The sequence below is a fragment of the Actinoplanes sp. NPDC051861 genome, from assembly GCF_040681145.1.
Taxonomy (GTDB): Bacteria; Actinomycetota; Actinomycetes; order Mycobacteriales; family Micromonosporaceae; genus Actinoplanes.
The window spans coordinates 16656-35839 of sequence record NZ_JBFAYE010000031.1 but is presented as its reverse complement, the minus strand read 5'-3'; the positions used below and the strand labels follow the sequence as shown (position 1 = coordinate 35839).

Annotated in this window: 21 protein-coding genes; 8 read left to right on the top strand and 13 right to left on the bottom strand. The window is 70.4% G+C overall.

Annotated features, from left to right (window positions below; all coding sequences use genetic code 11):
- The first annotated feature begins 96 nt into the window (after positions 1 to 96).
- Positions 97 to 456 (top strand): PadR family transcriptional regulator, encoded by a 360-nt coding sequence (locus AB0M02_RS43570; protein WP_364238395.1) that lies wholly within the window; start codon positions 97 to 99, stop codon positions 454 to 456.
- On the top strand, positions 453 to 1439 hold the full coding sequence (locus tag AB0M02_RS43565; RefSeq protein WP_364238394.1) for a permease prefix domain 1-containing protein: 987 nt from the start codon (positions 453 to 455) through the stop codon (positions 1437 to 1439). Before AB0M02_RS43570 ends, AB0M02_RS43565 begins: the two co-directional genes overlap by 4 nt.
- Before the next feature lie 150 nt (positions 1440 to 1589).
- Here the strand turns inward: AB0M02_RS43565 and AB0M02_RS43560 are convergent, their stop codons facing one another.
- The gene (locus AB0M02_RS43560) at positions 1590 to 2327 is read right to left on the bottom strand and encodes an NAD(P)H-binding protein (RefSeq protein ID WP_364238393.1); all 738 of its coding nucleotides are present in this window, start codon (positions 2325 to 2327) and stop codon (positions 1590 to 1592) included.
- Positions 2328 to 2449: 122 nt separating this feature from the next.
- Between AB0M02_RS43560 and AB0M02_RS43555 the strand changes: the two genes are divergently transcribed.
- Positions 2450 to 3814 (top strand): hypothetical protein, encoded by a 1365-nt coding sequence (locus AB0M02_RS43555; protein WP_364238392.1) that lies wholly within the window; start codon positions 2450 to 2452, stop codon positions 3812 to 3814.
- A gap of 75 nt (positions 3815 to 3889) precedes the next feature.
- Here AB0M02_RS43555 and AB0M02_RS43550 read toward each other — a convergent pair whose 3' ends face one another.
- The 6 genes from AB0M02_RS43550 to AB0M02_RS43525 form a co-directional block, all read right to left on the bottom strand.
- The gene (locus AB0M02_RS43550; protein ID WP_364238391.1) at positions 3890 to 4450 is read right to left on the bottom strand and encodes a helix-turn-helix transcriptional regulator; all 561 of its coding nucleotides are present in this window, start codon (positions 4448 to 4450) and stop codon (positions 3890 to 3892) included.
- Positions 4451 to 4524: 74 nt separating this feature from the next.
- Complete coding sequence (locus tag AB0M02_RS43545; RefSeq protein ID WP_364238390.1) at positions 4525 to 6096, bottom strand: ATP-binding cassette domain-containing protein; 1572 nt, start codon at positions 6094 to 6096, stop codon at positions 4525 to 4527.
- A 209-nt stretch (positions 6097 to 6305) separates the two neighbouring features.
- Positions 6306 to 6716 (bottom strand): DUF2809 domain-containing protein, encoded by a 411-nt coding sequence (locus AB0M02_RS43540; RefSeq protein WP_364238389.1) that lies wholly within the window; start codon positions 6714 to 6716, stop codon positions 6306 to 6308.
- Positions 6713 to 7141: a discoidin domain-containing protein gene (locus AB0M02_RS43535; protein WP_364238388.1), complete on the bottom strand. Its 429-nt coding sequence runs from the start codon at positions 7139 to 7141 to the stop codon at positions 6713 to 6715. The genes AB0M02_RS43540 and AB0M02_RS43535 overlap by 4 nt, the downstream gene beginning before the upstream one ends.
- Positions 7142 to 7599: 458 nt before the next feature.
- Positions 7600 to 7860 (bottom strand): hypothetical protein, encoded by a 261-nt coding sequence (locus tag AB0M02_RS43530; protein WP_364238387.1) that lies wholly within the window; start codon positions 7858 to 7860, stop codon positions 7600 to 7602.
- 64 nt (positions 7861 to 7924) lie between these two features.
- Positions 7925 to 8665, bottom strand: coding sequence for a DUF4386 domain-containing protein (locus AB0M02_RS43525; RefSeq protein ID WP_364238386.1), 741 nt, complete (start codon positions 8663 to 8665; stop codon positions 7925 to 7927).
- Between the two features lie 115 nt (positions 8666 to 8780).
- Here AB0M02_RS43525 and AB0M02_RS43520 point away from each other — a divergent pair, with 115 nt between their 5' ends.
- Complete coding sequence (locus tag AB0M02_RS43520; protein ID WP_364238385.1) at positions 8781 to 9452, top strand: TetR/AcrR family transcriptional regulator C-terminal domain-containing protein; 672 nt, start codon at positions 8781 to 8783, stop codon at positions 9450 to 9452.
- Between the two features lie 98 nt (positions 9453 to 9550).
- Here the strand turns inward: AB0M02_RS43520 and AB0M02_RS43515 are convergent, their stop codons facing one another.
- A complete protein-coding gene (locus AB0M02_RS43515; RefSeq protein ID WP_364238384.1) occupies positions 9551 to 10945 on the bottom strand; it encodes a PLP-dependent aminotransferase family protein in 1395 nt (464 codons plus the stop codon).
- Between AB0M02_RS43515 and AB0M02_RS43510 the strand changes: the two genes are divergently transcribed.
- Complete coding sequence (locus AB0M02_RS43510; RefSeq protein ID WP_364238383.1) at positions 10944 to 11912, top strand: DMT family transporter; 969 nt, start codon at positions 10944 to 10946, stop codon at positions 11910 to 11912. The two genes, AB0M02_RS43515 and AB0M02_RS43510, sit on opposite strands and share 2 nt — an antisense overlap.
- A gap of 49 nt (positions 11913 to 11961) precedes the next feature.
- Here AB0M02_RS43510 and AB0M02_RS43505 read toward each other — a convergent pair whose 3' ends face one another.
- Positions 11962 to 12594 (bottom strand): NAD(P)H-dependent oxidoreductase, encoded by a 633-nt coding sequence (locus AB0M02_RS43505; RefSeq protein WP_364238382.1) that lies wholly within the window; start codon positions 12592 to 12594, stop codon positions 11962 to 11964.
- 109 nt (positions 12595 to 12703) lie between these two features.
- Between AB0M02_RS43505 and AB0M02_RS43500 the strand changes: the two genes are divergently transcribed.
- Positions 12704 to 13231, top strand: coding sequence for a MarR family transcriptional regulator (locus tag AB0M02_RS43500; RefSeq protein ID WP_364238381.1), 528 nt, complete (start codon positions 12704 to 12706; stop codon positions 13229 to 13231).
- Here the strand turns inward: AB0M02_RS43500 and AB0M02_RS43495 are convergent.
- Both AB0M02_RS43495 and AB0M02_RS43490 read right to left on the bottom strand, forming a co-directional pair.
- Complete coding sequence (locus tag AB0M02_RS43495) at positions 13228 to 14064, bottom strand: carbohydrate kinase family protein (protein ID WP_364238380.1); 837 nt, start codon at positions 14062 to 14064, stop codon at positions 13228 to 13230. The two genes, AB0M02_RS43500 and AB0M02_RS43495, sit on opposite strands and share 4 nt — an antisense overlap.
- 1 nt (position 14065) lies before the next feature.
- Complete coding sequence (locus tag AB0M02_RS43490; RefSeq protein WP_364238379.1) at positions 14066 to 15493, bottom strand: FAD-binding oxidoreductase; 1428 nt, start codon at positions 15491 to 15493, stop codon at positions 14066 to 14068.
- Positions 15494 to 15586: 93 nt separating this feature from the next.
- Here AB0M02_RS43490 and AB0M02_RS43485 point away from each other — a divergent pair, with 93 nt between their 5' ends.
- Both AB0M02_RS43485 and AB0M02_RS43480 read left to right on the top strand, forming a co-directional pair.
- Positions 15587 to 16132 carry a PadR family transcriptional regulator gene (locus AB0M02_RS43485; RefSeq protein ID WP_364238378.1) on the top strand — a complete coding sequence of 182 codons (546 nt, stop codon included), beginning with the start codon at positions 15587 to 15589 and terminating at the stop codon, positions 16130 to 16132.
- Entirely contained in the window at positions 16129 to 17853 is a 1725-nt protein-coding gene (locus AB0M02_RS43480) for an acyl-CoA dehydrogenase (protein ID WP_364238377.1), read from the top strand. Before AB0M02_RS43485 ends, AB0M02_RS43480 begins: the two co-directional genes overlap by 4 nt.
- Positions 17854 to 17932: 79 nt before the next feature.
- Here the strand turns inward: AB0M02_RS43480 and AB0M02_RS43475 are convergent, their stop codons facing one another.
- Positions 17933 to 18625: a DivIVA domain-containing protein gene (locus AB0M02_RS43475; protein WP_364238376.1), complete on the bottom strand. Its 693-nt coding sequence runs from the start codon at positions 18623 to 18625 to the stop codon at positions 17933 to 17935.
- A 167-nt stretch (positions 18626 to 18792) separates the two neighbouring features.
- Complete coding sequence (locus tag AB0M02_RS43470) at positions 18793 to 19140, bottom strand: hypothetical protein (RefSeq protein ID WP_364238445.1); 348 nt, start codon at positions 19138 to 19140, stop codon at positions 18793 to 18795.
- Between the last annotated feature and the right edge of the window lie 44 nt (positions 19141 to 19184).

Sequence of the window (19184 nt, the reverse complement as noted above, 5' to 3'; positions counted from 1 at the left end):
GCAGACAACCTCAACCGCGCTCCAGGTCAACCCCGTGCGACGAACACAATGCTGCGTGACTTGCCATAGTGTGTGAGACACAGTATCGTGAGTGGCATGACAATGGATGCGACGCTCTCCAGCCACCTGCAGGAGCTGCGCCGCGGCACGGTCGTCGTCGCGAGCCTCACCGTCCTCCGCACGCCGGGGTATGGGTACTCGCTGCTCGAAACGTTGAGCGCGGCCGGGTTCGAGGTGGAGGCCAACACCCTCTACCCGCTGCTGCGGCGCCTGGAGACCCAGGGCCTGCTGACCAGTTCGTGGAACACCGATGAGGCGCGGCCGCGCAAGTTCTACCGCACCACCGAGCAGGGCGACGCCATCGCGGCCGCGCTGCGCGGTGAGTGGGCGCGCCTGGACAAAGCGATCACCGATCTCGACACCCCCGCCGGCACCGTCTCAGGGAGCGACAAATGAACAGCCTCATCGACCGCTACGTCGCCACCGTGCTGCGCCGCGTGCCCGAGCGGCAGCGCACCGACATCGACCGCGAGCTGCGCACCTCGATCGACGACGCCGTCGACGCCCGGATCGACTCCGGCGAGGAGCGCGACGCCGCCATCACCGCCACGCTGATGGAGCTCGGCGACCCCGACCGGCTCGCCGACGGTTACGCCGACCGCCGGGAGTACCTGATCGGCCCCGACCTCTACCCCGCCTGGCGCAGGCTGCTGACGATGCTGCTCACGGTCGTGCTGCCCATCGTGATCGTCGTCCTCGGCGTGATCGACGCGATCCAGGCGGACAGCGTCGGCGACGTGATCGGCGGCATCGTCACGAACATCCTGACCATCGGTGTGAACATGGCCTTCTGGGTCACCGCGGTCTTCGCACTGCTGGAGCGCTCCGGCGTGACCAGCCGGTCGATGCGCGACCGCGCCTGGTCACCCGACGACCTGCCCACCTACGAGCCCGGTTTCATGACCCCCGGTCAGCTCGCCGCCAACCTGGTCTGGCCGGTCCTGATGATCGCCGCGCTGATCCTGCAGCAGTTCACCTTCAGCGAGGTGCCGGTCCTCGACCCCGACAACTGGACCTTCTGGTGGCCGTACTTCATCGTGGTCCTGATCCTGGAGTGCGTCTACGCGGTCTGGCTCTACCTGCAGGGCGGCTGGACCCACCGGGCCACCGTGGCCAACGCGATCCTCGGCGTCCTCTTCGCCGTCCCGGCGGTCTGGCTGCTGGCCACCGAGCAGTTCTTCAACCCGGAGTTCATCGCAACCCTGGACTGGGGCACCATCGAGCCTCTCCCCTGGCTCACCGGCATCGTCATCATCACCGTGGTGCTCGCCCAGATCTGGGACGTCATCGAGGTCGCGATCCGCGCCGAGCGGGCCCGCCGCGGACTCGCCACCCCGGTCCCCGGCACCGGCCGCGAGTTCACCTCCCCGCTCCGCTGACCGATCCCCCGGCCCGGCGCCGGTTCCCCGGCGCCCATCCCCCCGGTGCCCTGCCCGTCACGGGCGGGGCACCGTGCCCGTCGGCCGCGGGCCGCACATCAAGCCGCCACGCCCGTCGGCCGCGGGCCGCACATCAAGCCGCCACGCCCGTCACGGGCGGTGCGTCGTTTCGGTCAGCCACTCGTCGAATCGCGTCGCGCCGAGCATCGCCTCCCCCGCCGGGAGCAGCCCGCCGCCGGCCATCCCCCGCGTCCCCGGCACCTGCAGGACCGGCCGCCGCCGGCCCCGGGCCCGCAGCACCCGCCGGGCCATCACCGCCATGTTGAGCTGCTCCGGCCCGGCCATGTCCAGGATCTCCCGGCGCGGCGCGCCCTCCGCGATCCGGACCAGCTCCGCGGCCACGTCAGCGGCGGCCACCGGCTGGGCGAGCATCTTCGGCACCACAGCGACCGGCCCCGGCACCCGAGCGAGCATCTGCTCGGGGAACTCGAAGAACTGGGTCGCCCGCAGGATCGTCCACGGCAGCGGGCCGTCCTGCACCAGCCGCTCCTGACGCAGCTTGCCGTCGTAGTAGCCCGACTTCACCCGGTCCACCCCGACGATCGAGAGCGCCACGTGGTGCCCGGCGCCGGCCCGCTGCCCCGCCGCGAGCAGGTTCCCGGTCGTGGTCTCGAAGAACGCCACCGACCTGGCCCGGCTCAGCGTGGTCACGTTCGCCACGTCGATCACGGCCTGAACATCGCGCAGCGCCTCGTCCAGTCCCGCGCCGGTCATCAGGTCGACGCCCGCCGACCGGGAGATCACCACCGCCTCGTGCCCGACGGCCCGCGCCGCTGCCACCACGAGACGTCCCATCACGCCGGTACCACCGGCCACCGCGATTCGCATACATCAGAGACTGGACAGCGTCCCGATTTGTGACAGCTATTTCGGATGGTTCTTGGACAGCTGCGTTGACTCGGCCCGCGCCCACGGATACCGCTGGAGGTCGAGACCCGAGGAGGTCAGTCATGTCCGTGAGCCTCGATCGCCGCATCGCCGAGTCCGGCACCCGTTTCCGGATCTTCCCGCAGCCCCGATTCCTCCAGAAAGCCGACGGTTCCGGCCCGTTGTTCCCCGAGCCGGAACAGGTGGTGATCGCGCTCGAGCCGTCAGCGATCCAGCCCGGTCCCGCCGACGACCGCATGTTCGTCGTCGACGCCGTCGGCAAGCTGCCTTACAACCGGCTGTTCCGCCCGCCGTACCGCGGTGAGTTCCGGCCACCGGTCCAGCCGGGTCCGGAGGGCCACTTCGACCACCTCGACCCGACCAGCCGGGAGTTCTCGGCGGCCACCATGTACGCCACGGTCCGCCGCGTCCTCGACATCTGGCAGGACTACTTCGGCCGTACGATTCAATGGCATTTCTTCACGTCTTTCGCCCGGATGGAACTGATCCCGCTGATCGAGTGGAACAACGCCCAGTCCGGCTACGGCTTCCTGGAGTTCGGGTACGGCCGCAGCCCGAACGGGACGATCGACCACACCCGGCCCTACTGTGAGAACTTCGACGTGCTCGCACACGAACTCGGGCACAGCATCATCTTCGCCGAGGTGGGCGTGCCGACCGCGCCGAACGACGAGGGCATCGACTACGGCGGCATGCACGAGTCGGCCGGTGACCTGGTGGCGATCGTGGCGTCGCTGCACTTCCACTCGGTCGTCGACCACCTGCTGGCGACCACCAAGGGCAACCTGCTCACGATCAACGGCCTGGACCGGGTCGGCGAACTCTCGGACAGCCGGCAGATCCGGATCGCGTTCAACGCGCTGCGCATGTCGGACGTCGGCGACGAGCCGCACGACCGGTCGCTGCCGCTGACCGGTGCCATCTTCGACACGATGGTCGAGGTGTTCCAGGCGGACCTGGTCGCCAAGAAGCTGATCAGCGAGGACCTGCGGATCCGCTCGACGAACCTGCCGGGCACCGCGTCCGATCTCGATCAGATCCAGGCAGACTTCACGGCGGCGTACACCGGCAACGAGGAGGCTTTCAAGGAGTCGCTGCTGATGGCCCGGGACTACCTGGGGCGGCTGCTCGCTCTTACGTACAGCAAGATCTCGCCGGACTTCCTGACGTACCACGGGATCCTGCGGGCCGTGCTGGAGGCGGACCGGGAGCTCACGGACGGGGAGAACGCCACCATCATCCGGGACTGCTTCGCCTGGCGGGAGATCGCGCCGGTGCCGACCTCGCTGCTGCTGCGCCAGCACACGCTGGCCGACTGTGGACTTGCCGGGGCCGAGCCGCTCGGTTCTGACACTGGGAACGGGCACGCGGGGTATCGCATCCCCTCGCCCCGGCCGGACGGCGTCACCCTGTACGCCGGCCGTTGAATTCTCTCGTCAGTGGCATGGCGGCCACGCCGTGGTTCGACTACCGGGTGGCCGCCGGCCACTCCGAGTCGTGTCTCAGTTGGACAGTCGTAGTGGTTCTTCGACGGCACGCGTGGCCGCCTCGGCTATCTCCGCGATCCGTTCCAGTACCTCGAACGGATCACCGTGTTGCTGGTTCAGATTCCCTCGGGCCAGTTCACCCACGTAGTGCAGAAGCTCCCTCGCCGACGCGACGGGCGAGGTTGATTCCGGACACGACGTGAGCTCGGCGACCTTAAGCAAAGCTGTGAGGTCGGCGATCGTGGTGCGTAGCCGCTGTGCATTGAGACTGGCGATGACAATCGGTTGCATCGCCGGGACGGCCCCGTCGCGGCGGGACACGGGGCCGTCCATGGTCCGGAGCACACCGAGCCGGAACGCGATCGCCACCGCGTGCGCCTGATCACGGGCGCCGAGCTGCCGATAGAGCGTCCTGAGCCGCGACTTGACGGTGTTCGTGGAGATGTACAGCCGAGCTGCCATCTCCCGCGCCGTCTCCCCCGCGGCCAATGACTCGATGGTCTCCTGTAGGTGCGGTGCCAGCACTGGCCTTCCTGATACGTCACCAGCGTGGCTTTGATGCGGTAGCAGTGACATGTCAGGAATGTAGATCTTTAAGATTGCGACATCCCCGAGTGTTCTCTACCGGACACAGCCTGGCAGACGAAGGATTAGCCCGCGACGGATAGCCCCGGCCAGTCCCGCAGGTCGCGCCGCATCTGCCGGTCGTGCGTGGCGACCACGACCGCCGCACGCGTCACCCGCAAAGCGTCCGTGAGCTCGTCGACCAACGTGATCGACAGATGGTTGCTGGGCTCGTCCAGCAGGACCACATGCGGCCGCGCCGCGAGCACCCTGGCGAGATCGACCCGTCGCTGCTGCCCGAGCGACAGCTCACGCACCGGCCGCGCACGGTCCACAACGGACAGCAACCCGAATTCCGCGATCTCCGGGACCACCTCCTCCGCGCAGCGCGCCTCACCCTCCGGCGCCTCTTGCGCCAAAATTCCCAGACGTACGCCGCAAGCCCGCCAAACCCGCCCGCCCGACACCTCCCGCCGCCCCGCCAGGACCCCCAGCAGAGTCGACTTCCCCGCCCCGTTCGGCCCACTGACGAGCAGCCGCGCCCCAGCCCCGACCACGAGCGAAACAGGCCGCCGCAGCCGCCCCTCAACCACAACCTCCTCCACCACCACCAACCCGGCCCGATCTCCCACCTCAACCCGGCCCGTCACCTCCGTCCGGCCCCGCGCCTCCGCCCGGCCCCGCGCCTCCCCCAGGCCCTGCGTCGGGGTCGCCGGGAGTTCTGGCATGTGGAAACGGAGCGGGGGCTCGGGGGCGGTGACCGCGTGCCGTTCCAGGTCCTCGCGCCGCCGATGTGCCGACCGCACCAGGCCGGGTGCGCGGGTAGCCCGCTTGTGCTTGCCCACGCCCTTGTCCGGCCGCCATCCCGTGACCAGGCGATCCTGCGCCGCCGAGAGATCCCGCTCGAGCCGGGCCCGGGTTTCCTGCTGCCGTGCGTACTCCTGCTCCCACCGGACCAGCGCCGACTCCCGCCCGGCTCGGAAACCGGCATATCCCCCACCGTGGACAACCGCCCGCCCGTCCACGGTCGGATCCAGGTCCAGGATGGTGTCCGCCACGTCACCGAGCAGCGCCCGATCGTGGCTGACCAGCACGATCCCGCCCGGGTAATCGATCAGCCGCGCCGTGAGGAACTCCAGTCCGGCCGCGTCCAGATGATTCGTGGGCTCGTCGAGCAGCAGAAAATCGTGACCGGCACCGAGCAGACAGGCCAGCCGCACCCGGTATCGCTGCCCCACCGACAACGTCCCCAACGGCCGCGCCCGGTCACTCACCGCCCCGAGCGCCGCCAGCGCCACATCGACCCGCCGGTCCGCATCCCACGCGTCCAGCGCCTCCGCCGCCGCCAGCGCCCTCGCGTAGTCCTCGCCGGCACCGGCCCGCCCGGCAGCCATGCCCCCGGCACTCTCCTCAAGAGCCACCAGCACAGCCCGCATCGCCGCAAGCTCCCGGTCGATCGCATCCCCGACCGTCACCCCGGACCCCGCCTCGGCGACCGTGGTCATGTGCTGGTCGGCGACGCCGAGGGTCCCGTGCAGGTGCACCGAGCCGGCATCCGGCGTGATGGCGCCGCTCAGAACCTGGAGCAGGGTGGTTTTGCCTCGGCCGTTCTCACCGACGACTCCCCAGCGGGAACCGGCCGACACGGCGATTGTCACGCCGTCGAGGATCGGGCGGCCGCCGCGGATCACACGAATGCCGGAAGCGGCCAACTGGGCCTGGGCGCGCGCGGGCACAACGATATTGACAGACATCCTTGACTTCCTCTGAGAACCCCGCCGGCTCATGGGCAGGGTGAAGCGACTCCGGTCTCGTCAGACGGAGTCGAACTCAGAGGTAGAGGACGTACGGCACCCGGCAAGAATAGTCAGGCCCGTCGGGCGCCCGCGACGGATTTTCTGGCGTGGAGGGCGGCGAGGGGGAGGACGCCTACGACGTACCAGAGAAGGTCTTCAGGGTCGAAGGTGACGCCCAGCGCGAGCCGCGCGAGAAGGCTGTGGGACGACAAGGTCGCGGGGACGCCGGTCAGCTGGAGCAGCTCGATCGTCCAGCAGAAGCAGATCGCTGCCGCGCCGGCTACGGCCGGGCGCACCGTCGGCACCAGCACGAACACGCCCGCATAGATCATGGAGGCGTAGAGCGCGGTCCCGGAGTTCTGCGCCAGAGCGCCGGAGCCGTCCAGGATCCCGCCGTCGCTGACCAGCAGCCGGATACCGAGCGCCAGCCCGAGAAACCCGGCCACGGCGGCCAGTGCGGCTCCGCGCGTCCGCCAGTTCACCGGATCTCGACCTCCAGCAGGGAGTAGCCATAGATGCCGGAGCGCTTAACCCCATAAATCCTGACATAGCGGGCAACAGTCGCGCCCGCGTCGACCCGGACGGTGCCGCCCTGGCCCGCTTTCGTGGACCAGAGCGTCTTCCAGGACCGGCCGTCGAGGGAGGCCTCGACCCGATAGCTGACAGCGTGCGCGTGCTCCCAGAAAAGCGTGACCTCGCTCAGCTGCCAGCGCCGCGTCAGGTCGATCCTCAGCCACTGACTGTCGGTGAAGGCGCTCGACCACCGGGTGGTGTCGTCCCCGTCGATGGCGTTCGCGGGCAACCACGGATCGCCCTCGCTGCCGGAGGCGGTGGCCGTGCCACGGAGAGCGAGGTTCACCCGGGACGGGTTGGCCTTGCCGGTCTCCACAGCGGCCGGGCGGCTCACCCCGGCAGACGACCCCGCCGGCCCGGACGACGCCGCCGGGCCGGACGGCAAGCCGGGCAACAAAGCTGGACCGGCGGACAAACCGGACGACCCCGCCGCCCCCGAGGACACCCCGGCTGGTTCCGAGGCGGCGGGAGTGCTTTCACCCGTACCCCCGAAAGCCCAGACCGACCCGCCCAGCAGGACCACCGCGACAACAAAGCCGGCACCGGCCCACCAAGGTCCCCGCCCAGATGGCGGTGGCGGGACCGAAGGGACCGATGCCGGAACCGGGACCACCCTCGGCGCCGGACCCGCCGGACCCGCCGGACGCGGCGGACGCGGCGGCATTCGGGTCAGGCGCAGACTGTCCGCACGCGACGGCCTCTTCTCAGGCACGAGCTGTCTCCCCCATCGGCATCCCGCGTATCTAAGCGCACGAAGATGTCCGAGAACGCCGACCGGGAAGATCAACCGGGTCAGACGGCGAGTCCCCGCTTCGTCAGCTCCGCGCGGGCGTCGAACGCCGGGTCCACCTCGCGGACGCAGTGTTCGGCGTCGTCGACGGGGACGCCCTGGGCGAGGAGTTCGACGAGGACGTCGCCGGTGGTGCGCAGGCCGGACGCGACCGCCGCTGGCTGGATCACGTCGAACTGGCCGTCGGCGCGCATCAACTGGATCCGGTGGTGGTCGCCGGCCCGCTCGACCCGGACCGCCGTTACCTCCGCTGATTGAGCCACGATCGCAAGCCTAGCGAGTGACCGGAGGTTGCGGATTCGGACCGTGGCCCGCCGGGTGCGGATCTCACTGATGCGGCCGCCCGGCGGTGGGGACCGTGGCGGCTGGCCCGACATCACCGTGCTGATCATCGGGGCCGGGCGCGGTGGTGACTGAGCGGCGCACGCCGAAGATCAGCAGGTAGCCGACGATCCAGAACTCGCCGACGGACGCGGGGAGGGCGACCAGGTCGGTGAGGATGCCCGGGTCGGGGAGCAGGTAGCGCAGGAACGCGCCGGCCACGTAGCCGACGCCGCCGGCCACGAGCACCCAGCCGAGGGGCCGCGGCATCCAGCCCGAGTTGAGCACGCAGCGGCCCATCGGCATCAGCCACAGCCCGAAGAAGATCGCTCCGACGCCCCAGAGGTTGTCGCTCAGCAGGAACAGCGACTGGACGGTCTCCGCGTCCCGAGGACCCTCGAGTGCGGTGCCGAGCATCGCCGCGCTGATCAGGATCACCGTCGAGTTGATCAGGCCGAAGGCGGCGATCCCCAGCGCGTTCACCGGGTCGGCTCGGCGGAACAACCGGTAGAACCAGGCTGCCGCGAGGGCCTGGGTGAGGACGATCAGCAGTTCGAACGCGACCCCGGCTCGGGCCAGTGACTCGTGTTCCGTCAGGTTGGCGAGGGTGGCGGCCGGGTCGCCGGCCACGTAGAGCTGCGGGCGGATCAGCAGGAAGCCCAGCACGCCGGCGACGGCGAGCCCCAGGTAGAAGAGCCCGGTGGTCCGGGCGGTGCGCACCAGCGGTTGCATCGTGAATCCCTCCATGCCTTACAAGGTAAGGTAGCCTTACGTTGTAAGATAGCCCCCGGGGTCAAGTGGTCGCCCGGGATGTGCTTTCGTCGGCCTGGAGCGATCCGTTTCCGCCAACCCGAGGAGATCCGTGACGCCGAGGGCAGTCCGAGAGCCGCTGAGCCGCGAGCGCGTGCTGGGCGCGGCGGTGGCGATCGCGGACGCCGAGGGGCTCAAGGCGCTGACGATGCGCCGCCTGGCCGCCGACCTGGACGTCGAGGCGATGTCGCTCTACTACCACCTGCCGGCCAAGGAGGCGCTGCTCGACGGAGTGGTGGAGACGGTGCTCGCAGAGGTGCTGGCAACGGTGTCGACCGCCGGCGACAGCGGGCACTGGCGCGAGCGGCTGCGCGGGCGGTTCCTCGCCGCGCGGCAGGTGATGCTGCGGCACCCCTGGGCGCCGGGACTGCTCGGCACGCGCAAGTCGGTGCCCGCGATCATCTACGCCTACTACGACGGCATCGTGGCGACGATGGTCGGCGCCGGCTTCTCGTATCGGCTGGCCCACCGGGCACTGCACTCGTTCGGGAGCATGACGCTCGGGTTCGTGCAGGAGATCTTCAGCCCGGCCGACGGCTTCGAGGAGGACACCTCCGAGGACGAGCTGGCCGCGATGGCCGAGGCGGTGCCGAACCTGACCGCCATGATCGCCTCCGAGGTGCACGCGGCCGGCGATCCGATGCTGGGGTGGTGCGACAGTCAGGTGGAGTTCGAGTTCACGCTGGACCTGCTCCTCGACGGCCTGGAACGCCTGCGCACCTGAGTCCCGACGGTTGGCCGCACCGCCGCGCGCAGATCTTGGAAAGTTCGGGTGCGTATACGGGCCGAAAGCTCCAAGATCTCGCGCGGACAGAGGCGGACCTAGCGGGCTCGGATAGCGGCGGCCAGGCGGCGGACGGCCTCGTCCATCTGCTCCGGCCGGGCGGCGGCGTAGGTCAGGCGCAGGTGCGGGGCCGGGGGCTCGGCCGCGTACCAGGGGCGGCCCGGGAAGACGATCACGCCCTCGTCGGCCGCCGCCCTGGTGACGGCGACGTCGTCGGCGGTGTCCGGGAGGCGTAGCCACAGGTGCAGGCCACCGCGGGGGACGGCGGGCGGCTGCAGCTCGGGCAGGTGGCGGGCGAGCGCGGCGAGCAGGGATTCGCGCCGGGAGCGGAGCGCGGCGCGCAGGGCGCGCAGGTGGCGGTTCCAGGAGGGGGAGGTGACGAACTCGTAGGCGGCCTGCTGCAACGGGCCGGCGACGAAGAAGTCGTCGAGGAGGCGGGTGGATCGCAGGCGGGCACCGGCGGGGCCGCGAGCACCGATGGCGGCGACGCGGAGGCCGGGCGCGGCGGACTTGGTGAGCGAGCGCAGATAGATCACATGACCGTCGGGGTCGGCTGCGGCGAGGGGCGGCGGGGCGTCGCCGTCGATCTGAAGATCACGTGCGTAGTCGTCTTCAAGTAGAAAGGCACCAGCATTGCGTACGCTCCGCGCGACCTCGGCACGACGAGTAGCCGACAGCGTCGCGCCGGTCGGGTTGGCATGCAGCGGCTGGCAGTAGAAGAGCCGTGCACCCGTGCGCTCGAAGGCCGCCGCGAGATGCTCCGGGCGTACCCCTTGGTCGTCAGCCGGCACCGGCACCACCCGCAGCCCCGCCGCGTGGGCCGCAGCCAGCGCACCCAGATAGGTGGGCGACTCGACCAGCAGGGTGTCGCCCGGCGCGGCGAACGCGCGCAGCGCGGAAGAGAGCGCAGCCTGCCCGCCCGGGCAGATCACCAGGTCGTCCGCGCGCAACCCGGACCCGGCCTGCTGGGCGAACCAGGCGCGCAACTCCGCACGGCCCTCGGCCGGGCCGCGCTGCCAGGACGCCGGCTGCCGGGCGGCACGGGCCAGCGCCGCACCGAGCGCCGCGGCCGGCTGGAGATCGGCGTCCAGATAACCACCCGAGAGCGCGATGGCGTTCGACGGCGGTAACGCCAGCAACGCCTGCATCTCGTCGCCGGACCGGCGCGGGCCCAGAGCGACCGTCTGCCAGGAGAGATCGGGAGCGTGGTGCGCGGGAGCCGCCCTGGGCGCCACGAACGTGCCCCGTCCCGACCTCGCCTCGACCAGGCCTTCCGCAGCCAGGTGGCGGATCGCCTCGGCGACGGTCACCGGTGAGGCCCGATGGTGCGCGGTCAGCTCGCGCACCGAGGGCAGCCGGGTCCCCGGCTCGGCGGCGGTGGCGCGCGCCCGGAGATCTTGGATAACGCGAGCGGCTGCGTTACCGTCATTCATGAGAGACAAGAGTAGCGTTACTGCAGCCGGGGCGGTAACACTCGGCGCGCTGGGAGTGCTGGGGTTCAGCCTGTCGCTGCCGTTCACGCGCGTCGCGGTGCAGGACCTCGACCCGTGGTTCGTGGCGTTCGGGCGCGCGGCCGGTGCGGCGCTGCTGGCGGCCGGCTATCTGGGGTGGACCCGGGCACCGCGCCCGGCTCGCGACCAATGGACGCGGCTGGTGCTCGTCGCACTCGGGGTGGTGGTCGGGTTTCCGCTGTTCACGTCGCTGGCACTGACCACACAGAGCTCGTCGCACGGCGCGGTGGTGGTGACCGTACTCCCCGCGGTGACGGCGGTCTTCGCGGTGGCGCGCGCCGGTGAACGACCCCCGCTGCTGTTCTGGCTGGCGAGCGCCGGCGGGCTGGCGGTGGTGCTCGGTTTCCTCATCGGAACCGGCGCGGTCCACGGTGGCGTGTCGGCGGCGGACCTCTGCCTGCTCGCGGCGGTGGCGTTGTGCGGGCTGGGCTACGCGGAAGGCGGCGTGCTGGCCCGGTCGCTGGGCGGTGCCCGCACGATCTGCTGGGCCCTGCTGGTCTCGCTCCCGGTCACCGTCCCGATCACGCTCGTCGCGGCGGTGACCCACCCGCCGAGGGGCGACGCGGCGGCCTTCGGGGCGTTCGGCTACCTGACCGTGGTGTCGATGTTCCTGGCGTTCTTCGCCTGGTACGCGGGCCTGGCCCGGGGCGGGATCGCCCGCGTCGGCCAGATCCAGCTGGTTCAGCCGGTCCTGACGCTGGCCTGGTCCGGCCTCCTGCTCGGCGAACACGTGACGGCCGGAACCCTGGGCGCGGCGGGAGCGGTCCTGCTGTGCGTGGTGCTCACCCAGCGGGGCCGGCGCACCCCGGCGGTCGATCAGCGCGAGGCGCGGCGGGCGGAGGAGCGCGCGGACCAGCGGGCGGAGCAGCGCGCGGAGCAGCGGGCCTGACGGCCGGGCCCGGGACCGGCAAATCCCGGGCCCGGGCCTCAGCGCGGGGTCAGCGCGTAGCCAGGTGGCGGCCGGCGGCGGTGGCTGCCTCGTGGGCGGCCTTGCGCATCAGCGCGGCCTGCTCGGTGAAGGCGTCCAGCGCCGGGTTGACGCCGACCAGGGTGAACTCGCGCTCCACCAGGGTCAGGTCACCGCCCCAGATGTCGGCCACGACCCGGCGCAGGTAGTCGGTGTTGTGGTCCCAGCCCTCGCGCGGGGTTCCCGGCCCGTACGCACCGCCACGGGTCGTCAGCACGATCGCGGGCTTGCCGTCGAGGAGCTTCTCGCCCTGCCCGCCGCCGACCATGGCCAGGTCGATCCAGGCCTTCGCGTGCTGGGAGATGCCGTAGTTGTAGAGCGGCAGCGCGAGGATCACCGCGTCGGCGTCGCGGAGCTCGGCGGCGACGGACGACGCCAGGGCGATCGAGTCGTGGTGGGCGGTGGTCCGCTGGTCCTCCGGCAGGAAGGAGCCGTGGACCGCGTTGGCCCAGGCCTCGGCGGGCAGCGGGTCGGCGCCGAGGTGCCGGCGTACGACCGTGGTGCCGGGACGGGCGGCGGACCACTCGGCCTCGACCAGGTCGGCGAGCTCGGTGCTCGCGGAACGCGGGCCCTGGATGCTGGCGTCGATACGCAGAACGGCCATCGATTTCTCCCAAATTGCGAGCAACTGCGAGGACTTGAATGTTCAACACGAACTGTGCCACGGCTCGGGTTGAATGTTCAAGTGCCGAGGCCGGGTATCGTGCTCACCTGTGAGCGACCACACCGACGTCCCGTGGCTGACCGACGACGAACGCCGCGCGTGGATGGCGTTCAGCACGATGCTCATGGTGCTGCCGCCCGCCATCGACACCCAGCTCAAGCGGGATGCCGGCATCAACTTCTTCGAGTATTCGATTCTCGCGTCGCTCTCCGGCGCCCCGGACCGCACGGTGCGGATGAGCACGCTCGCGCACCTCGCGTCCGGCTCACTGTCGCGTCTCTCACACGCGGTCAGCCGCCTCGAACGGCAGGGCTGGGTGCAGCGCCGCGCGGGCGACGGCGAGCCGCGCTGCACCATGGCCGTGCTCACCGACGAGGGCATGGAGGCGCTGATCGAGGCCGCGCCGGGTCACGTACGCGAGGTTCGCCGTCTGGTCTTCAACGCGCTCAGCGCGGAGCAGGTGGGCCTGCTGGAGCAGATCGGCCGGCAGCTGGTCCTCGCCTCCGACCCGCAGATGAGCCCCTGCCTGGCGGACCCCCGCCGGAAGATGTCACCCAGCGCCGGCCAGGCCTGCTAGGAGCCCGCCAACCCGGGCGACTGCACGGCCGCGGCCGCCGCCCGAGCCCCGTCCCGCAGGCTCTCCTCCAGCGAGACCCCGCGCAGATGCCCCGCCAGCACCCCGGCGAAGAACGCGTCCCCGGCCCCGTTGGTGTCCACCACCGCCGGGACGCGCTCGGCCGGCACGCGAACCAAAGACGCTCCGGGCCGCAGCGCCAAAGCCCCCTCCGCGCCCATCGTGCAGACCGCCAGCCGGGCCCCCGCCGCAACCCGCTCCGCCAGGAACGCCTCCGGATCCGCCAGCCTCCCGGAGCTCACGAACACGCAGTCAGCCGCGTCCAGGAACTCCCGGTGGAACTCGCTGACCCCGTCGTAGTCGTGCAGGTCACACCAGATCTGTTTACCCGCCGCGCGGGCCGCCCGCAGCACCGGAAGGCTGTGCTCCGCCAGGTCAGCGACCACCACCGCCGCCGAATCCAGGGCTGCCGGAGACACCGCGACCGGCCGGACCGGCACCGGCACGTTCAGGAAGATCGACAGCCGTTCGCCGTCCCCCGACATCAGGTTCGTGTGCCGTTCCGACCCGTTCCCGCTCGGCGTCACCACCACCTCGACACCCGCGGACGAGAGCACGTCGACGATCCGCCGCCCGTACGAATCCTCACCGACGACGGTCAGCAGCGTCACCGGCACCCCGAGGCGGCGCAGATTGAGCGCCTTCCCCGCCGAGGTCCCGCCGACCGCCTCGTGATGCCGCTCCGCGATCACCATGTGCGGCTCCGGCCGCGGCAGCGACTCCAGGTGGATCATCAGGTTCCAGGCGACCGGCCCGGCGATCAGAACACGCTGCACGTCAGAGAGCGTAGGGCGACCGGAACAGCCCGTGCGGGTCGGCCGCCGTCCGGATCCACCGCAGGCGGGCGAAGTTCGCGCCGTAGTAGCGAGGAAGCACCGCGGGTGACGGCTCCAGATAGTTCACGTAGCGCCCCGCCGACCACTTCCGCACCGCCCGATGACCGGATTCGATCCACGCGTAGCCGTCCCGCACGGTAGCCGCGTCCGAAGCACCCGGCGTGACCAGCCACTGCAGCATGGTGTGCACGCCACGCCACGGGAACGCCGTCGCCGCAGGATTCACCCGCCCCACCGCACCGGTCATCCGCTTGAACTTCGCCAGACCCGGCCGCCCGTCCCGCGCACGCCGCTCCACGACCGCCAGCAGTGCCGCGATTCCGGCCGCCGGCAGCACGTGCCGGAAGATCTCACTGCCGACGAGCTCGGTCGCCCGGTCCGCCTCCCCCGCGCGATCCCGGAGAACGTCCAGGTGCGGGCGGCTGTCCAGCTTGGTCGTCGCGGGCTCCCGGCCCACCGCACGCGCGATCTCCGCGGCCTCGTCGGCCGGGTCACCGTCAAAGACAACACCATTTATGCGTACGGATAAACGACCCCGATCGTCCGAGGCGAACTGACACGCCGACCACGTCTCGTCCCCCGCCTTCAGCAGACGCTCCTGCCACCCGGCCGCCACCCGTCGCGCGTCGGTCCACGGATAGGTGAGTACGAACGTCCCGACGGTCCCGGTCCGGTAGGCCCTCATCCGCCACCGGGTCACGACACCGAACTGACCGCCACCGCCGCCGCGCAGCGCCCAGAACAGATCACGCTCGCGCCCCGCGTCCACCGAGCGAACCCGGCCGTCGGCGCCGACCACCTCCGCTCCGGTGACGGCATCGCACGTCAGCCCGTACGCCGAAGCCCCCATGCCGATCCCCCCGCCGAGCGTGACCCCGCCGATCCCGACCGACCCGCAAGATCCCGAAGGGATCGCCAGCCCCGCCGCACCGAGCCGCTCATAGACGTCCCCGAGCCGCGCCCCGCCCCCGATCTCCGCCGTGGCGCTCCCCCGGTCCGCCCGCACCTCCTCGATCCCCCGCAGATCGATCACCACCCCGGCCGCCGCAACCGACGCGCCCACATAGGAGTGCCCACCCCCACGCGTAACCACCGGAATCCGCATCCGCCGCGCGAACCGCACCACCTCGCTGACATCAGCGCTGCTCACACACCGCGCCACGGCCGGCGGCCGAACCTCGTCGAACCGCGGATCATTCAGCTGCCGCGCCACGTCGTAGCCGGCCGCCCCCGGGGTCTCGACGTCCCCGTCGATGGACGCGTCGAGCGCCGCCCAGTCCGCCGGGGCCGGCCCTTCACGCGGCCGAACAGCCGCCCCGGTCAGCGCCGCAGCCCCGACACCGAGAACAGCCCGGCGGGAGATCGTCATCCCCATATCGTGTCATAACCGACTAAATCACCCGTGCAACGAATCACAGCGATTCGGTTGCTATGCAACGAGTTGCATAGGAGGATGGCGGGCATGGCCCTGGAGCACGCGATCCTCGTCTCCCTCCTCGAGCAGCCCGGCTCCGGCTATGAGCTGGCCCGCCGGTTCGAGCGGTCGATCGGCCGGTTCTGGACCGCGACGCATCAGCAGATCTATCGGGTGCTGAAGCGGATGGAGGCCGACGGCTGGGTGGTGTCCGAGGAGATCGGGCAGGACGGGCGGCCGGACAAGCGGGCCTACTCCGTGGCAGCGACCGGGCAGGCGGAGCTGATCACCTGGCTGCGGGCGCCGGTGCAGCCCGAGGCCGTGCGGCACGAGCTGGCGGTGAAGATCCGGGGTGCGGCGTTCGACGACGCCGAGGGCCGGGCCGCGCTGGTCGACGAGGTGCGGCGTTACCGGGCGGAGCACGAGGCCACGCTGCACCGCTATCTGACCGGGGAGAAGCGTGATTTCCCGGCCGGTGCCGAGCTGGACGCGGGGCAGCGGCTGCAGCATGTCGTGCTGCGCGGCGGGATCGCGTACGAGCGGATGCTCCTCGACTGGCTCGACGACGTCCTCACCACTCTCCGAGAACTGTGAAGAGAACTCTGAAAGGCAGGACGGTGCTCCTCAACCCGCACACGTACGACCCGGCGCATCTGGACCCGGAGTCGCGGCGGCTGCTGCGCGCGACCATCGACTTCTTCGAGGAGCGCGGGAAGAAGGCGCTGCTCGACACGTACATCGACCGGGCCTGGTATCAGGACTTTCTCGACTTCGCGGCGAAAGAGGGGCTGTTCGCGCAGTTCCTGACGCCGTCCGCGGACGACCCGGCGAAACGCTGGGACACCGCCCGCAACGCCGCGCTCAGCGAGATCCTCGGCTTCTACGGGCTGAACTACTGGTACACGTGGCAGGTCACCGTGCTCGGGCTCGGGCCGGTCTGGCAGAGCGACAACGCGATCGCCCGCGCGCACGCCGCCCGCCTGCTGGAGGACGGGCACGTGACGGCGTTCGGGCTCTCCGAGCGGGCGCACGGCGCCGACATCTACGCCACCGACATGATCTTGACGCCGTCCAAGGACGGCTTCGTCGCGAACGGCGGGAAGTACTACATCGGCAACGGCAACGTCGCCGGGCTCGTCTCGGTGTTCGGCCGGCGCGCCGACGTCGAGGGCCCGGACGGCTACGTGTTCTTCGCCGCCGACAGCCGCCACCCGAGCTACCGCTTGGTCAAGAACGTGGTGAACTCGCAGATGTTCGTCAGCGAGTTCCACCTCGACGACTACCCGGTACGCGAACAGGACGTCCTGCACACCGGCAAGGCCGCCTTCGACGCCGCGCTCAACACCGTCAACGTCGGCAAGTTCAACCTGTGCACCGCCGCGATCGGCATCTGCGAGCACGCCACCTACGAGGCGGTCACTCACGCGCACCGCCGGCTCCTGTACGGCAAACCCGTCACCGCCTTCCCGCACGTACGCCGCGAGCTGACGGACGCGTACGCTCGCCTTGTCGCCATGAAGCTCTTCGCCGACCGCGCCGTGGACTATTTCCGGTCGGCCGGGCCCGACGACCGCCGTTACCTGCTGTTCAACCCGATGACCAAGATGAAGGTCACCACCGAGGGCGAGAAGGTCATCGACCTGCTCTGGGACGTGATCGCCGCGAAGGGCTTCGAGGCGGACACCTACTTCGACAAGGCCGCCCGTGACATCCGGGGCCTGCCGAAGCTCGAGGGCACCGTGCACGTCAACCTGGCGCTGATCCTCAAGTTCATGCCGAACTACCTGTTCCAGCCGGCCTCCTACGATCCGGTTCCGACCCGGCAGGACGCGGCCGACGACGAGTTCCTGTTCCGGCAGGGCCCGGCCCGCGGACTCGGGCAGATCCGGTTCCACGACTGGCGGATCGCGTACGACGCCCACGCCGCCGTTCCCAACGTGGCCCGGTTCCGCGAGCAGGCCGACGGGCTGTGCGAGCTGCTGCTCAAGCACGCGCCGACCGAGGAGCAGCAGCGCGACCTGGACTTCCTGCTCTCGCTCGGCCAGCTGTTCGCGCTCGTCGTCTACGGTCAGCTGATCCTGGAGCAGGCCGAGCTGACCGGCCTGGACGGCGACCTGCTCGACGAGATCTTCGGGATCCTGGTCCGGGACTTCTCCGGGTACGCCACCGAGCTGCACGGCAAGTCCGCGACCACCGAGGAGCAGGCCGCCTGGGCACTGTCACAGGTGCGCCGGCCTGTCGTCGCCGAGGACCGCACCGCCCGCGTGTGGGAGCAGGTTCTGAACCTGGTCGGAGCCTACGAGATGCGTCCCTGACGGGGCGGACCCCACCTCTCGCGAGCCCGAACAGGCAAAGGCCGGTGCCAATGGCACCGGCCTTTGTCATGAACCTTGCTCAGGTCAGCTCGCGCCCCGCGGAGTCCGGGCTGCTCGTCAGGTCCATCAGCTGCTGGGTGACGTGGTTGGTCAGCGCCTCCTGGTAGCTGTTGGCGAGCTGGCCCAGCCGGTCGATCTCGTCGAGCAGGGCGGCACGCTTCTCCACCAGGCTGTCCATCGCCTCGGTGTGGTTGCGGCGCGCGTCGCTCTCGATCGTGCCGGCCTTGAGCTGGGCGTCGGCCATCAGCTGCTCGGCCTTGTCCTGCGCTCCGGAGATCACGTTGTCGGCTTCGCTCTGCGCGTCGCGCATGTGCTCGTCGGCGGTGCGCTGGGCCATCATCAGCACCCGCGAGTTGCGGTCGTCGTCAGCCGCCGACGCCGGCGGGCCGCTCGGCTGCCGGCGAGCGGTCTCCAGCTGGGACTGGACGTTCCGCGCGTTCTGCTCGGCGCGGGCGCGGGCCTCCTGCAGGCGCTCCAGCTGGGCGGCCAGGTCGGCGAACTCGTTGTTGAGCACCATCGTGGAGGCCGCGCTGCCGCCTCCACCGCCACGCTGGGCCTGCTCACGGAGAGCGCCGTTCTCCTCGAGGAGACGGATCAGCTCCTGCTCGACCTCGTCCAGGAACGCGTCGACCTCCTCCTCGTCATAGCCCCGCTTGCCGATCGGAGGCTTCTTGAAGGCGACATTGTGAATATCTGCCGGAGTGAGCGGCATCTGTTCCCCTCGCTAGCGGTGGTGCGGTGGTGCGCTGAGAGATCCTACGCAACGAACCTTTGACCCTGCCGTTGGCCTGATCACGGGCACCGCCGTCCACCGGCGGCTGTCCGAGCGTACGCTGGCGCGGCCACCTGCGCAGGCCGCGGGCATGCCCGAGTCTGCGGTCAGTGCCAGAAGACCGCGACTGCCGCATTCACGACTGTCAGCGCGATGATCCCGATGAAGTGACCCTTGTTGATCTCCTCACGCTTCCGTGGGACGAAGACCATGATGAAGATCAAAATGGCGAAGAGCAGCTTCACGCCGAGCTTCACCGGACTCGGCTCGTCGTCGCCACCACCGCGGAGCGGCGCCGAGAGCGCGATGCCCGAGACGAGCTGAATGATCGATCCCCACAAGATTGCCGGATTGATCCAGAATTTTCCCGAAATAAACTGAGTTACCGCTCCACCGAGGAGAAGCGCGAACCCCACCAGGTGAACGAAAAGAAGAATCAACCGAAGTGCTTCCACGGCTGCAAAGCTTGCCAGGGCGTGCACCTCGGTCGACCCTCGGG